At 67.5% G+C, this 13,140-nt stretch carries 11 protein-coding genes and 1 pseudogene; 3 read left to right on the top strand and 9 right to left on the bottom strand.

Going from position 1 to position 13,140, the window contains the following annotated elements; genetic code table 11:
* Positions 1-12: 12 nt before the first annotated feature.
* Both GOQ09_RS22030 and GOQ09_RS22035 read right to left on the bottom strand, forming a co-directional pair.
* Positions 13-1,353: a M16 family metallopeptidase gene (locus tag GOQ09_RS22030; protein ID WP_157615711.1), complete on the bottom strand. Its 1,341-nt coding sequence runs from the start codon at positions 1,351-1,353 to the stop codon at positions 13-15.
* A gap of 14 nt (positions 1,354-1,367) precedes the next feature.
* The gene (locus tag GOQ09_RS22035) at positions 1,368-2,843 is read right to left on the bottom strand and encodes a M16 family metallopeptidase (protein ID WP_242630914.1); all 1,476 of its coding nucleotides are present in this window, start codon (positions 2,841-2,843) and stop codon (positions 1,368-1,370) included.
* Between the two features lie 29 nt (positions 2,844-2,872).
* Here GOQ09_RS22035 and ftsY point away from each other — a divergent pair.
* Positions 2,873-4,133, top strand: a pseudogene (gene ftsY / locus GOQ09_RS22040) (signal recognition particle-docking protein FtsY).
* A gap of 38 nt (positions 4,134-4,171) precedes the next feature.
* On the opposite strand, the gene GOQ09_RS22045 reads toward ftsY, so the two are convergent.
* The 3 genes from GOQ09_RS22045 to GOQ09_RS22055 all read right to left on the bottom strand — a co-directional run bounded on the left by GOQ09_RS22045 (position 4,172) and on the right by GOQ09_RS22055 (position 7,750).
* A complete protein-coding gene (locus GOQ09_RS22045) occupies positions 4,172-5,185 on the bottom strand; it encodes a hypothetical protein (protein ID WP_157615714.1) in 1,014 nt (337 codons plus the stop codon).
* 79 nt (positions 5,186-5,264) lie between these two features.
* Positions 5,265-7,028, bottom strand: a complete 1,764-nt coding sequence (locus GOQ09_RS22050) for an ATP-binding response regulator (RefSeq protein WP_157615716.1) — start codon at positions 7,026-7,028, stop codon at positions 5,265-5,267.
* A gap of 11 nt (positions 7,029-7,039) precedes the next feature.
* Entirely contained in the window at positions 7,040-7,750 is a 711-nt protein-coding gene (locus GOQ09_RS22055; protein ID WP_242630915.1) for a response regulator transcription factor, read from the bottom strand.
* A gap of 169 nt (positions 7,751-7,919) precedes the next feature.
* Here GOQ09_RS22055 and GOQ09_RS22060 point away from each other — a divergent pair, with 169 nt between their 5' ends.
* Positions 7,920-8,384, top strand: coding sequence for a DUF962 domain-containing protein (locus tag GOQ09_RS22060; protein WP_157616811.1), 465 nt, complete (start codon positions 7,920-7,922; stop codon positions 8,382-8,384).
* Positions 8,385-8,531: 147 nt separating this feature from the next.
* Positions 8,532-9,473 (top strand): RNA polymerase sigma factor RpoH, encoded by a 942-nt coding sequence (gene rpoH / locus GOQ09_RS22065; RefSeq protein ID WP_157615720.1) that lies wholly within the window; start codon positions 8,532-8,534, stop codon positions 9,471-9,473.
* Positions 9,474-9,528: 55 nt separating this feature from the next.
* On the opposite strand, the gene GOQ09_RS22070 is transcribed toward rpoH, so the two are convergent.
* From GOQ09_RS22070 to GOQ09_RS22085, 4 genes are read right to left on the bottom strand one after another with little or no spacing between them, the layout of a single operon-like run.
* Positions 9,529-10,368 carry a DNA alkylation repair protein gene (locus tag GOQ09_RS22070; RefSeq protein WP_157615722.1) on the bottom strand — a complete coding sequence of 280 codons (840 nt, stop codon included), beginning with the start codon at positions 10,366-10,368 and terminating at the stop codon, positions 9,529-9,531.
* A gap of 19 nt (positions 10,369-10,387) precedes the next feature.
* Positions 10,388-11,005: an SCO family protein gene (locus GOQ09_RS22075; protein ID WP_207309886.1), complete on the bottom strand. Its 618-nt coding sequence runs from the start codon at positions 11,003-11,005 to the stop codon at positions 10,388-10,390.
* A gap of 17 nt (positions 11,006-11,022) precedes the next feature.
* The gene (gene cyoE / locus GOQ09_RS22080; RefSeq protein WP_157615726.1) at positions 11,023-11,928 is read right to left on the bottom strand and encodes a heme o synthase; all 906 of its coding nucleotides are present in this window, start codon (positions 11,926-11,928) and stop codon (positions 11,023-11,025) included.
* The gene (locus GOQ09_RS22085; RefSeq protein WP_157615727.1) at positions 11,925-13,139 is read right to left on the bottom strand and encodes a COX15/CtaA family protein; all 1,215 of its coding nucleotides are present in this window, start codon (positions 13,137-13,139) and stop codon (positions 11,925-11,927) included. The genes cyoE and GOQ09_RS22085 overlap by 4 nt, the downstream gene beginning before the upstream one ends.
* Between the last annotated feature and the right edge of the window lies 1 nt (position 13,140).

The following is a 13,140-nucleotide window of genomic DNA, read 5'->3' on the forward strand; positions in this document are numbered from 1 at the left end:
AACGCCGCCCGCTCACTTGCCGCCCACCACCACCGTCACCATGCGTTCGGGCTGCAGCTTGCGCGCAAACGCGGCACGCACCTCGGTCGCGGTAACGGCGTTCATGCGCGCGGTCCAGGTATCCAGATAGTCGAGCGGCAGGTCGTGCCACGCAATGTTGGCCACGTTGCCGATGAGCTTGCGGTTGCTGTCCATCAGGAGCGGGAAGCCGCCGATCAGGTTGTCCTTGGCCGCCTTCAGCTCGGCGGCGGTCGGGCCTTCGGTCACGAACTTGGCGAGCACCTCGCGGGAGATCTTCACCGCCTCTTCAGCCTGGTCGGGCCGCGTCTGAAAGCCGATGCGGAATGCCCCGGCGTCCAGCCCCGGCGAAAAGCCGCTGTAGACGCTGTAGGCCAGGCCGCGCTTCTCGCGCACTTCGTTGGTGAGCCGCGAAACGAAGCCGCCGCCGCCCAGCACGTAGTTGCCGAGTGTGAGTGCGAAGTGGTCCGGGTCCTTGCGCGGATAGCCGGGCTGGCCGATGAAGACGTGGGCCTGGGCCGACGCGAACGGAATGCGCTCGTCCTTCGGCGCCGCAAGCGCGGTCACCGGCGCAATGGACGGCAGCGGAGTGCAGGCCTCGGGGCCAGGCAGCCGCGAGAGCAGCGCGGTGGCCATGGCTTCCGCTTCCGCGCGCGTCACGGCGCCGACGATGCTGAGCTTGGCGCGGCACGGCACGATGAACTGCTGGTAGCGCTGCCGCATGGCCGCCGTGTCGATGCGTGCCAGCGTGGCTTCGGTCACGTCCTGGCCATACGGGTGGCTGCCATAGACGCTTTGCGCAAAGGCGCGGCCGGCGATGGTCGCCGGCTTGGTATTGGCCTCCCTCAGCGATGCATTGATGCGTTCGCGCTCGCGCTGCCACACATCGTCGGGGAAGGCCGGCTCGCCGATCTCGCGCGAAGCCAGCGCCACCACCTTGGACAGGAGGGCCGGGTCGGACAGGGTGCGCAGCGAATAGCTGGCGCGGTCGGTTCCGGCGCTCGCGTTGAACTCGGCGCCCAAATCGGCCCAGGCTTCGCCCAGCGCGTTCTCGTCGAGCGCGGGCTCGCCGTTCTTGCCGGCGCGCACGCCTTTCTCGACCATGGCGGCGGTCACGCTGGCCAGGCCAGCTTGCGCCGCCGGGTCGCGCCGGCTGCCGGCGTCGAAGTCGATCTGCACGTCGACGATGGGCAGCGCCTGGGTCGACACCAGGTAGATCTTGGCACCGCTCGCGAGCGTCCAGTGTTCGATGGGGAGTGCAGCCTGCGCGGCGCCTGCAAGGGCGGCAGCGATGGCGAACAGCGCGGGACGGAGAATTTTTTTCATGGCAATCATGGCGGTCCGGCCCTTCAACGCATCTCGCCCGCGGGCGCTGCAAAGCCGCGTCCTCGGGGCTTGGCTTCCGGCGGCAGCGGGCGCAAGGTGGCTACCGTGAGCTGGTCGTCTCCGAAGTACTTGGCGGCCACCGCCTGCACCTGGGCCGGGGTCACGGCCTGCAGCTTCGCGATGATGCGGGCGCTGGAGTCGAGCGGCAGCCCCTGGACCCAATTGCTTCCGAGTTCGCGGGCCTGCGCCATCACGGAATCGCGCTTGTAGGTTTCGCTGGCCACCCATTGCGTCTTGACGCGCGCGAGTTCGGCCTCGCCCACGCCTTCTTTCGCGATGCGCGCCACCTGCGCCCGCAATGCCGCCTCCACCGCCTCGGCGGTCTTTCCGTGCGCCGGCACGCCCACCAGCGTGAACAGCTGCGGCCCGCGCCCGGCCAGCCCCGAATAGGCACCCGCGGAATCGGCCACGCGATCGGGGCCCTGGGTCAGCGCGCGGTCGAGCCGTGCGCCGGTGTAGCCGTCGAGCACGGCCGACAGCACTTCGAGCGCCCACACGTCGCTGTCCGCAGCGTCGATGTTCTCGAGCTGCGGAATGCGGAACGCGAGCGACACGTAGGCCTGCTCCGCCGGCGCCTTGAATTCGATGCGGCGGATGCCGCGTTGCGCGGGCTCGGTGCGCGGCTTGCGCGGGGGCACGGCGCGCGCGGGAATGCTGCCGTAGTACTTCTCGGCCAGTGCGCGCACCTTGGCCACGTCGACATCGCCGACCACCACCACGGCGGCGTTGGCGGGCACGTACCAGCGCCGGAAGAATTCGCGCGCGTCGTCGGGCGTCATGGCGTCCAGGTCGCTCATCCAGCCGACCACGGGGCGCTGGTAGGGCGAAGCCGTGAACACCGCGGCGTTCTGCTGTTCGCCCAGCAATGCGCGCGGCTGGTCTTCGGTGCGCATGCGGCGCTCTTCCTTGACCACTTCGATCTCGCGCTTGAACTCGTCGTCGGACCACTGGTTGTTGGCAAAGCGGTCCGACTCGAGCTTCATGACCTGCTCGAGGCTGGCCACCGGAATCTGCTGGTAGTAGCCGGTGAAGTCGCGCGAGGTGAACGCGTTTTCCTGGCCGCCCAGGGCCGCCACGCGGCGCGAGAACTCACCAGGCTTGATGGTCTTGGTGCCCTTGAACATCATGTGCTCGAGCACGTGGGCCACGCCCGAGGTGCCGTCGACCTCGTCCACGGAGCCCACGCGCACCCAGACCATCTGCACCGCGGTGGGTGCGCGCCTGTCGGGCAGCACCAGCAGCGTCATGCCGTTGGCCAGGGTGAACTGCTGGGGCGCAGGCGCCGCGGCGGCAGCGGCCGGTGAAACGGGAGTGGAAGAACTGACAGAGGCGGCGGAAGCCGGTGTGGGCTGGGCGAGTACAGGCGCCGCCCACAGCGCGGAAAGCGCCATTGCCAGCACCGCACCAGACGCAGCACGGCGTGGCGAGGGGTGTTTCATAGAATGGGTCGGATTGTAAAAAGCTCCCGATGTTCAGTTTCTTCAAGAAAAAACCACCCGCCGAAGCTCCGGCCGCACCGGCGCCCGCCCCGGCCGCTGAACCGGCACCGGCGCCGGCCCCCGAGCCTGCCCCGGCGCGCTCGGTGTTTTCGCCGTCGAGCTGGTTCGGCTCCAAGCCTGCCGCGGAGGAAACCGCGCCTGCGCCATCGCCCGCGCCCGCCGCGCCGCCCGCCGCGCCGCCCACCGTGGCGCCGCCGCCTCCCCCCCCGGTACCCGCCGCCACGCCGCCTGCGGCACCGGTGCCGGCACCAGCACCGGTTCCGGCCCCTGCGCCCGTCGAGCCCCCCCGCACCGCTCCCCGCGCCCGCTACCGAAGCGGCGATGCTCGCCGAGCGCAAGGGCTGGTTCGACAAGCTGAAAACCGGCCTGCGCAAGACCGGCACCGGCATTCAGGCGGTGTTCGTCAACGCGCAGATCGATGAAGCGCTCTACGAAGAACTCGAATCGGCGCTGCTGATGGCCGACGCGGGCGTGAAGGCGACCGAGTTCCTGCTCGACGACCTGCGCGGCCGCGTCAAGCGCCAGATGGCGACGGATGCCACGCAGGTGAAGAAGTTGCTGGCCGATGCCATTGCCGACCTGCTCCGGCCGCTCGAAAAGCCGCTGGTCATCGGCCAGTTCTCGCCGACGGTGATCATGGTGGCCGGCGTCAACGGCGCGGGCAAGACCACATCCATCGGCAAGCTCACCAAGCACCTGGCCAACGAAGGCGCCTCGGTGCTGCTTGCGGCGGCCGACACCTTCCGGGCGGCCGCGCGCGAGCAGCTGCTGGTCTGGGCTGACCGCAACACGGTCGAGATCGTGAGCCAGGAAGGCGGCGACCCCTCCGCCGTGAGCTTCGACGCGGTGACGGCCGGCAAGGCGCGCGGCAAGGACGTGGTGCTGGTCGACACCGCGGGCCGGCTGCCGACGCAGTTGCACCTGATGGACGAACTCAAGAAGATCAAGCGCGTGGTCACCAAGGCCGACGCCACGGCGCCGCACGAAGTGCTGCTGGTGATCGACGGCAACACCGGGCAGAACGCCCTGGCGCAGGTCAGGGCCTTCGACGAGACACTGGGCCTTACCGGCCTGGTGGTGACCAAGCTCGACGGCACCGCCAAGGGCGGCGTGCTCTGCGCCATTGCGCGCGAGCGGCCGATTCCGGTTTATTTCATCGGCGTGGGCGAGAAGCTGGAAGACCTCGAGACCTTCAACGCACGCGAGTTTGCGCAGGCGCTGCTGGGCTGAGGTGCAGCCAACAGCGCCCGCCGCCGCTTAGAAGCTGCTTAGAACCCGAACAGCGAGCGGGTGTCGCAGAGAAAGCCTGTGCAGTTGGTTGGCCGGATGTAGAGCGTCCGGATCTGGCCGCTTGGCAGTGCATAGTCGCCCACCAGCGCATTGCCCTTCGCGCCCTCGGCGTTCGCCTGCACGATGTAGTCCGCGCTGTTGGCCGCGGGCTGCAGGTTCTGGTAGCTGAACGTGGCCGACTGCGTCAGGTCTTTCTCGTAGAGCAGCCTGATGCCATCCGAAAAGCCATAGCCCGTCTTGAACCGGAAGCCCCGGGCGCCCTGGGCCTCGAGCTGCGCGAGGAAATCGGCGTCGCTGCCAGGCTGGCCCAGCGCCTCGTAGCCATAGGTTGCACTGCCTTGCGAGTCCTTCTGGTACACCAGCACCGTCGTACCGCCAACCATGTAGGCCCCGGCGACGCTGAAAAAGCCGTTGCCGCCCTGGGCGTTGGCCTGTGCCAGATAGCCGGCGCTGTCGGCAGGCGCAGTCAGCACGGAATACGTGTAGGTCGACGAGGAGCTGTTGTCCTTGCGATAGAGCGCGCGGATCTGCCCGCCGACCATGTACGGCCCGCCCCACTTGAAGCCCCTGGCACCCTGGGCGCTGAGCTGCGCCTGCAGGTCGGCCACCGAGGCGGTGTCGGGCAGCAGCTCGAAGGCGTAGGTGGTCTCTGCGTCTTTCACGTAAGCCTCGACGACCTCCGCGCTCGTCGGGCCCGTGGTGAAAGCAAGGCCGCTGAAGAAGCGAAAGGCCCTCGCGCCCTGCGCATTCAGCCGGTCGAGAAACGCCGATGCGTCGGCGGAAGGGGCCAAGGCCTCGTACATGAAAGTGCGCGTGGCGGGAACCGGGGCCGGAGCGGGCGGCGGCGGGGCGGGTGGCGGTGGAGCGGGAGGAGCGGGTGCGGGCGCCGGTATCACCGGCAGGCCGGCAAAGCCACCGCCGCCGCCATCACCTCCTCCACCGCAGGCCGCCAGAGTCGCGGCGAGCGCCGATATCAATAGTTTTGCTTGCATGAAATCACTCCCTGAGAGCATTGATGTGTGAGACCGCGCAAAGGTAAAGCGCGCCCTACCCGCACACCAGTGCCAAAGGTCATGTCGCGCCGGTGGGCACGAGTTCGCTCAGGGTTCGAAACAGCTTGCCGGCGTCGACCGGCTTGAACAGCACGGCCACGCCCGAGGCCCGGACACGCTGCAAGCGTTCGGGCGCGGTTTCGCCGGTGACCAGCAACAGCGGCATGTCGGTGCCATGGCGCCGGCGAAGGCGCTGGCCAGCGTCGAGCCCATCATTGCCCTCGGCCAGGCGGTAGTCGCACACCAGCAGGTCGAAGGGCCGCGCCTGGCCTTCCGCCCGCGCCAAGGCCTTTTCCGCCTGCGCCTCATCGGCCACGGCCTCCACCTCGATGGACCAGGAGCGCAGCAGCTCGCCCATGGCCTCCCGGATCTCCGCCTCGTCGTCGACCAGCAGCACGCGTCGGGGCAGCGCCTGGGCCCCTGCGGCGCGCTGCCGGTGAGCCTCGGTGCCTTGCAAGCTGGAAACAGCCAGCGGCGCGGCGGCGGGCAACACCACACGGAAGTGGGTGCCCCGCCCCGGGCGCGAATGCACCTGCAGCGGATGGTCCAGCAGGCGCGACAGGCGCTGCACGATCGACAGGCCGATACCCAACCCCTGCGATCGGTCCCGGCCCGGGTTGCCGACCTGGTAGAACTCTTCGAAGATGCGGCCGATCTGCTCGGGCGCGATGCCGACGCCGGTGTCGCGCACTTCGATCCACACGGCATCGCCGCGCGCCCGCGCCCTCACGGTCACGCCGCCGTTCACGGTGTACTTGAGCGCGTTGTCGATCAGGTTGGAGAGCATGCGGTGCAGCAGTTGCGGATCGCTGCGCACCCACAATCCACTCGCGCGCACGCGCAGCTGCAGCTCCTTCTGTTCGGCCTGCGGCGAAAACATGTGGTTGAGCGGCAGGAACAAGGCGTCGAGCTGCACCGCCCGGATCTCCGGCGTGACCACACCCGCGTCGAGCCGCGAGACGTCGAGCATGGTGTCGAGCGAGGTGCCCAGCGCGTTCACCGCGCGCATCAGGCGCTCCGCATGGACTCCTTCGAGGCGGCCGCGCAATTCGTTTTCGAGTGCGGCGCCGAACAGCGCTATGGCATGCAGCGGCTGCCGCAGGTCATGGCTGGCGCTGGCAAGGAAGCGGGTCTTCTCTTCGCTGGCACGTTCGGTGGCGGCGATCTGCTCCTCCAGCCGCACCGCCAGCGCTTCCTTTTCGAAGCGCAGGGCCAGCGAATCCGCCAGCAGTTGGTGCTCCTGCACGCCCACGCGCAGCATCAGAACAAGATAGATCGCGGCAAAGGCCGCAAGAAAGAGATGGATGGGATCGCCCTGCCACGCCAGGGCAACGATCAGCCCACCCATCATCGGCAGCGTGTGGCCGAACAGCGCCGCCTTCAGCGGCCGCAGCGACTGCACCGCGCGTGCGCAGTTGCCCATCATCACCACCATCAGCGCGGCGGTGACGGGCAGGTTGCCTGCGGGCACGAAGATCCACGGTGCGAGCGCATCGGCAAACCCGAGCAGCGTCACGATGCGGGTGATCTTGCGGGCCCACCAGGCGCTTTCCGCCGCCGGCACGGATGGGTTCCATCGCGGCGTGAAGTACATGCCCAGGTACAGCGCCAGGTGCAGCACGACGAACGGCAGCACCATGGGATCGCCCAGCTGCAGGTACATGAACCCGCCGAGCACCAGAACGAAGACCAGGCGAGCCAGGAACGTCGCCTTGTAGTTGAAATACACCGAAGCCACGTGCTCGCGCAGCACCCGCTGGCTCAGCGGCGTGTCGGCGGCCATGGGCGGCGGGCTCAACGCAGGCTGCTGATCAATTGCGCGCGCGAACGCACGCCGAACAGCAGCAGGATGGTCGATACGTGGTTCTTTACCGTGCCTTCGCTCAGGTTTGCTATCTGGGCAATTTCCTTGTTCGCCTTGCCTTCGAGCACCCACTGCAGGACCTGCATCTGGCGCGGGGTGAGTTCCTGCCAGGCGCTGGCGTGGGCCGTTTCGGCGTAGCCGCCGAGCGTCTTCATGACGGGGGGAGGCGCAGTCTGCACAGCGCCCCCATCGAGCAGGCCGCAGGCGCGGATAAAGCCCACCACCTCCTTCAGATCCGCCGACTTGGGAAGGAAGGCGCTCGCACCCAGGGCCACCGCGCCTTGGGCCAGGGACGTGTTGCCTGTGCCCGAAAGCACCACGATCCGGGCCGCCGGGTAACGCAGGCGAAATTCGGCCAGGCCGCTGAGGCCATGGGTATCGGGCAGTGCCAGGTCCAGCAGCACCAGGCCGATGGAGTCCCGGTGCTCTTCATAGAGCGCCAGCGCACGAGCCACATTGCCGGCTTCGAATACCTCGATGCTCGCGCCGGAAGAAGCGGCCTGTGCCTGCACCAGCGCCCGCACGCCGAGCCGCAGCAGATCGTGGTCGTCCACCACCAGGATGGCAGTGGGCGGGCGGGCGGGGCCGGGTTCCACGGTCGAAGGCGACGAAGGAGATGAAGATTCGAGCGGAAGAGCCACGCAGCCGATCTTAGCGACGCCTCGAGCGGGCAACAGTGCCTAAGTCATGACCCAGCGGTTGCGAAAACAGGAAGGTTTTGCTACTTTTTCCATAGCACTTGCCATCGCCTGCCGGCGGAGGCACCATGCAGGTACATCGCCGTACCGAGCGACGCTTTGGAGACAGAACATCATGCACACCGCCGATGCCCCCGCCGCGGCAGGCGACCGCAAGGTCGACCGGCTGCTTGCCCACTATGGCGAAAGCCACCGCCACCCAACCAACGAGCTGATTCACTTCGTCGCGATCCCCGCCATCATGCTGAGCATCGTCGGCCTGCTGTATGCGCTGCATCCGTGGGTGGCGTACGGCTTCGTGGCGGCGAGCCTCTTCTACTACGCCACCCTGCGTTCGCCCGCCTTCCTGATCACCATGCTGGCCGGAACGGCCCTGGTGCTGGCGGTGGTTCAGGCCATGGGCACCCTTGTGCTGCCGATTTCCGCCGCCATCTTTGTAGTGGCATGGATCTTCCAGTTCATCGGCCACAAGATAGAAGGCAGGAAACCTTCGTTCTTCGAAGACATCCAATACCTCTGGGTGGGGCCGCTGTTCGTACTCTCGAGGCTGTTTTTGCGCCTGGGTATCCGCTGGTAAGCCCCGAGTCGGACGCCGCCTCGGGCCGCACCGCCCTCCTGCCGACAGCTTTGGCTATCGACCCGATAGAAACTTAGGGGGGAACCCTTGGCTTAGCACTCCCTCTAATCGAGTGCTAATATGCCCAATACAAAGGAGTTTCCCCTGATGACCACGCTGTCTGGAGCCTCTGCCAACCAGCTCGCCGTCGCCAATCCATGGTCGATGGTGCCGCCGCTGGGCAACCTGGATGCTTATATTTCGGCCGCCAACCGCCTGCCGATGCTCACGCTCGAAGAAGAGCAGGGCTTCGCGCGCCGTTTGCGCGACCACAACGACCTCGAAGCGGCCGGTGCGCTGATCCTCTCGCACTTGCGCCTCGTGGTTTCCATTTCGCGCCAATACCTGGGTTACGGCCTGCCTCACGGCGACCTGATCCAGGAGGGCAACGTCGGCCTCATGAAGGCCGTGAGGCGCTTCGACCCCGATCAGGGTGTGCGGCTGGTGAGCTACGCCATGCACTGGATCAAGGCCGAGATTCACGAGTACATCCTGAAGAATTGGCGCATGGTCAAGGTCGCGACGACCAAGGCCCAGCGCAAGCTGTTCTTCAACCTGCGCTCGATGAAGCAGGGCTTCAAGGCCGATTCGGCCGCGGCCGACAACGGCACGCACCGCGACACGCTGAGCCCCGACGAGGTGTCGCAAATGGCGACCCGGCTCAACGTCAAGCCCGAAGAAGTGCTCGAAATGGAAACCCGGCTGTCGGGCGGCGACGTGCTGCTCGATCCGGGTCCGTCGGACGACGGCGATGAAGCCTTCGGCCCGATCGCCTACCTGGCCGACGCCACGCAGGAACCGACCGCCCTGCTCGAATCGCAGCAGCGCGACCGGCTCTCGAGCGACGGCATTGCCACTGCGCTCGAGGCGCTGGACGAACGCAGCCGCCGCATCGTGGAAGAGCGCTGGCTCAAGGTCAACGACGACGGTTCGGGCGGCATGACGCTGCACGACCTGGCGGCGGTGTACGGCGTGAGCGCCGAGCGCATTCGCCAGATCGAAGTCGCGGCGATGAAGAAGATGAAGAAGGCGCTGGCCGACTACGCGTAAGCCTCGCTCGGCTCTTCGCTTATAAAAAAAGCCCGGCCATGCCGGGCTTTTTCATTCATGCCTGCTTCGAAAGGGTTCGCAGCGCGCGCTTGACGATGTACCGGGTTGCCGGCACGTCCGACTCATCGGTCCAGCGCGTGCAGAGCCGGTCGACCCACTCCGGCTGGGTCTTGCTCGCATCGTTGAGCCAGTTGGCCACCGAGTTCTGCACATAGCGGCTGGTGTCGGCGCGCAGCGGCTCGATGAGCGGCAGCGCGCGCCACGGTTCGGCCTTGAGCGCCTCGATCTGTGCGCACCACACGCCGCGCGGGCGCGTGAGTTCGCTGGCAAAGCGGCGGATGTTCGGGTCGGCATCGGCCACCCATGGCTGCAGCAGCGCCAGCGACTCGTCGAGCGAGGCAATGACTGCTTCGCGCACCGCCATCCAGGCGATTTCGCGCACGCCGAAGTGCGGATCGGCGGCAAACCGGCGCACCGCGTGCAACTGCGCCGCCAGTGGCAAACCCGAAAGTGCCACCCACTGCGCGGCCCAGCAGCGCGCCACGTCGCTGGCATGCGTGGCCAGCCGGTGTGCGACGGCATCGCGCTCGGCATGCACCGCCGCCAGGTCGTAGAGCGCGCGCGCAATGTGGCCGTGCCGCTGCATCGGCTTGAAGGCGCCGAGCATGGCGAGCGTGTCGGCCAGCCGCTCGCTCGCCGGATCCAGGCCGATATGGCCCGCGATGCTGCGCGCAAGCTGCGGCAGCTCCAGTGCCAGGAATTCGTTGAGGTTGACGGTTTCGAGCAACCCGTCGTTCAGTGCGCGCAGCACCTCGGGCGGAATGAGCGCGATGCGGAACGCACCCTTGCGCGTCTTCAGGTGATCGACCGGGGCGAAGGCAACGGCAGCGTCCATGGGACGATTCAATGCCGGTTCAGGCCTTGAGCAGCGCCTTCACGTCGGACACCATGGGCGCCACGCCGGTGCCATAGCGTGCGTAGAGCCGCACCCGGCCCTCGGTGTCGTAGACGAAGCTGGCGGCCGAATGGTCCATCGAGTAGCTGGTGGGGGTCTTGCCCTCCACCTTCTTGTAATAGACCTTGAAGTCCTTGGCGGTCGCGGCGAGCTGCTCGGGTGTGGGAATCAGCGCGACGAACGCCGGATCGAACGCGCCCATGTAGGCCTTGAGCACCTCGGGCGTGTCGCGCGCCGGATCGACCGTGACGAACACCACCTGCAGCTTGTCGGCGTCGCTGCCGAGCTGCTGCTTGACCTGGGCCATTTCGGTCATGGTGGTCGGGCACACGTCGGGGCACTGCGCATAGCCGAAGAACAGCACCACCACCTTGCCCTTGAAGTCGGCCATGGTGCGGACCTTGCCATCGGCGTCTTTCAGCGAAAAATCCCTGGCGTAGTCCGCACCGGTGATGTCGACCGCGTTGAAGCTCGGCTTGGGTTCGCTGCAGGCCGAAAGCCCCAGGCCTAGTGTGGCGGCGGCGCCGGCCCATCCTGCACTGCCGACGATCAACTTGAGAGCATTTCGCTTGTTCATGGATACGGACATTTCGATCAGCGGAGATAGTGGTCGACGAGCAATGCCGCAAACAGCACGCTCAGGTGAATGAGCGAAAACCGGAAGGTCTTGCGCGCCAGCGTGTCGGAGTAATTGCGCCAGAGCGCAAAGGCATAGCCCGTGAAGCCGATGCTCACGCCCACCGCCACCGCCAGGTAGAGCCAGCCGCTCATGCCGTAGATGAATGGCATCAGGCAGGCCGCGAACAATATGAAGGTGTACAGCAGCACCTGCAGCCGCGTGAACTCGTTGCCGTGCGTCACGGGCAGCATCGGCAGGCCGGCCTTGCGGTAGTCCTCGACACGGTAGAGCGCCAGCGCCCAGAAGTGCGGCGGCGTCCACAGGAAAATGATGAGGAACAGGATCAGCGCCTCGGGGCCGACCTCTCCGGTCATTGCGGCCCAGCCCAGCACCGGCGGCATCGCGCCCGAGGCGCCGCCGATCACGATGTTCTGCGGCGTCAGGGGCTTGAGGATGACGGTGTAGACGACCGCGTAGCCGACGAAGGTGGCAAAGGTCAGCCACATGGTGAGCGGATTGACCTTGAACCACAGCAGCGCCGAGCCGGCCACGCACAGCAGCGCGGAGAACACCAGGGCCTGCAGGTCGCTGAGCTGTCCGCGCGCGGTGGGTCGCCACGCGGTGCGCTTCATCTTGGCGTCGATGCCCTTCTCGACCAGGCAGTTGAACGCCGCCGCCGCACCCGCGACCAGCCAGATGCCTGCGCACGCCAGCAGCGCGCGCTGCACGTCGGCCCATGTCGGCGCGCCGGGAACGGCCAGCACCATGCCGATGAGGGCGCAAAAAACGATCAGCTGCACCACGCGCGGCTTGGTCAGCGCATAGAACTGGCGCAGCACGTTGGCGGCGCTCGCCTGCTCCACGGAAATCGGCGTGCTCACGCGGTGGCTCCCCTCGGGTTGTCATGCAGGGCGCCGGGCGCCTTGTCTTTATTGCGTACGGTTGCGGCAGCGGTCCCGCGGCGGCTTTCGCATATTGCCCAGGTCAGCACCACGGCCAGCGCCGCGGCGCCGCCGGTGTGCAGCACGGCGGCGGCGAGCGGCCACCCGAGCAGCACGTTGCCCAGGCCGGTGGCAAGCTGCAGCAAGGCAAGACCCGCGAGCCATCCGGCCTGGGGCCGCAGCGGCTCGATGCGGCGCAGGCGCCACGCGAGCACGCCCAAGGCGGCAAACACCGCGTAGGCCATGAGCCGGTGCGCATAGTGAATGGCCGTGAGCGCCGAAAAATCGAGCGGCGCGCCGCTGCCGGTCACGCCAAGGTGGCGCCAGATTTCGAAGCCTTGCGCAAAGTTCATCGGCGGCCACCAGCTGCCTTGGCAGGTTGGAAACTGGGTGCAGGCCAACACGGCGTAGTTGGTGCTGACCCAGCCGCCGAGTGCAATCTGCAACAGGAGCAATGCAGAAGTGGCAAGCAAACCGTTGCGGATGGCGGGTGATACGGCAGTGGGCAGGCGGTCCGCCGCGGCCTGCCGGTAACGCACGGCCTGAATGCACAGCAGCACGAGCAGCACCACGGCGCCCAGCAAGTGAAGCGTGACGATGGCGGGAAAGAGCTTCCAGGTTACGGTGAACGCGCCGAATGCGCCCTGCAGGCAGACCCAGACCAGCGTCACCGCCGGCCACCACGCGCTGAGCGTGACGTGTCCGCCTTCCGCCGGCAGGGGCAGGCGGCGCTGGCGCCGCCGCACGACCCAGGTAGCTCCCGCCAGCGTAAGGATGAGCACGCCCACGCCGGTGGCGAGATAGCGGTGGACCATCTCGACCCACGCCTTGCTGTGCGTGACCGGGCCGGTCGGCTGGGCCGACTGCGCCATCGCAATCTCGTGGCGCGCGCCGACCGGGCTCGCGTTGCCGTAGCAGCCGGGCCAGTCAGGGCAGCCCAGGCCCGAATCGGTGAGCCGGGTGAAGGCGCCGAAGAGCGTCAGATCGAAGGTGAGAAACAGCGTGAGCACGGTGAGCGCGTGCAGCCGGCGTGCCGGACCGGCGCCGGCATTGCGGCGCCACACCCACACCAGCGGGCCGAGCGCGATCAGCACGCCGGCCGCCATCAGCCAGGCGATCGGTGTAAGGTCGTAGAGCGAGCCGGTGTCCATG

The organism is Variovorax paradoxus (assembly GCF_009755665.1).
Lineage (GTDB): Bacteria > Pseudomonadota > Gammaproteobacteria > Burkholderiales > Burkholderiaceae_C > Variovorax > Variovorax paradoxus_G.

Bases quoted from the DNA above. Each gene is read 5' to 3' on its own strand.
- GOQ09_RS22075 (WP_207309886.1), bottom strand. From the start codon at position 11,005: ATGAACAAGCGAAATGCTCTCAAGTTGATCGTCGGCAGTGCAGGATGG.
- GOQ09_RS22035 (WP_242630914.1), bottom strand. From the start codon at position 2,843: ATGAAACACCCCTCGCCACGCCGTGCTGCGTCTGGTGCGGTGCTGGCA.
- GOQ09_RS22050 (WP_157615716.1), bottom strand. From the start codon at position 7,028: ATGGCCGCCGACACGCCGCTGAGCCAGCGGGTGCTGCGCGAGCACGTG.
- GOQ09_RS22085 (WP_157615727.1), bottom strand. From the start codon at position 13,139: ATGGACACCGGCTCGCTCTACGACCTTACACCGATCGCCTGGCTGATG.
- GOQ09_RS22070 (WP_157615722.1), bottom strand. From the start codon at position 10,368: ATGGACGCTGCCGTTGCCTTCGCCCCGGTCGATCACCTGAAGACGCGC.
- rpoH (WP_157615720.1), top strand. From the start codon at position 8,532: ATGACCACGCTGTCTGGAGCCTCTGCCAACCAGCTCGCCGTCGCCAAT.
- GOQ09_RS22045 (WP_157615714.1), bottom strand. From the start codon at position 5,185: ATGCAAGCAAAACTATTGATATCGGCGCTCGCCGCGACTCTGGCGGCC.
- GOQ09_RS22030 (WP_157615711.1), bottom strand. From the start codon at position 1,353: ATGATTGCCATGAAAAAAATTCTCCGTCCCGCGCTGTTCGCCATCGCT.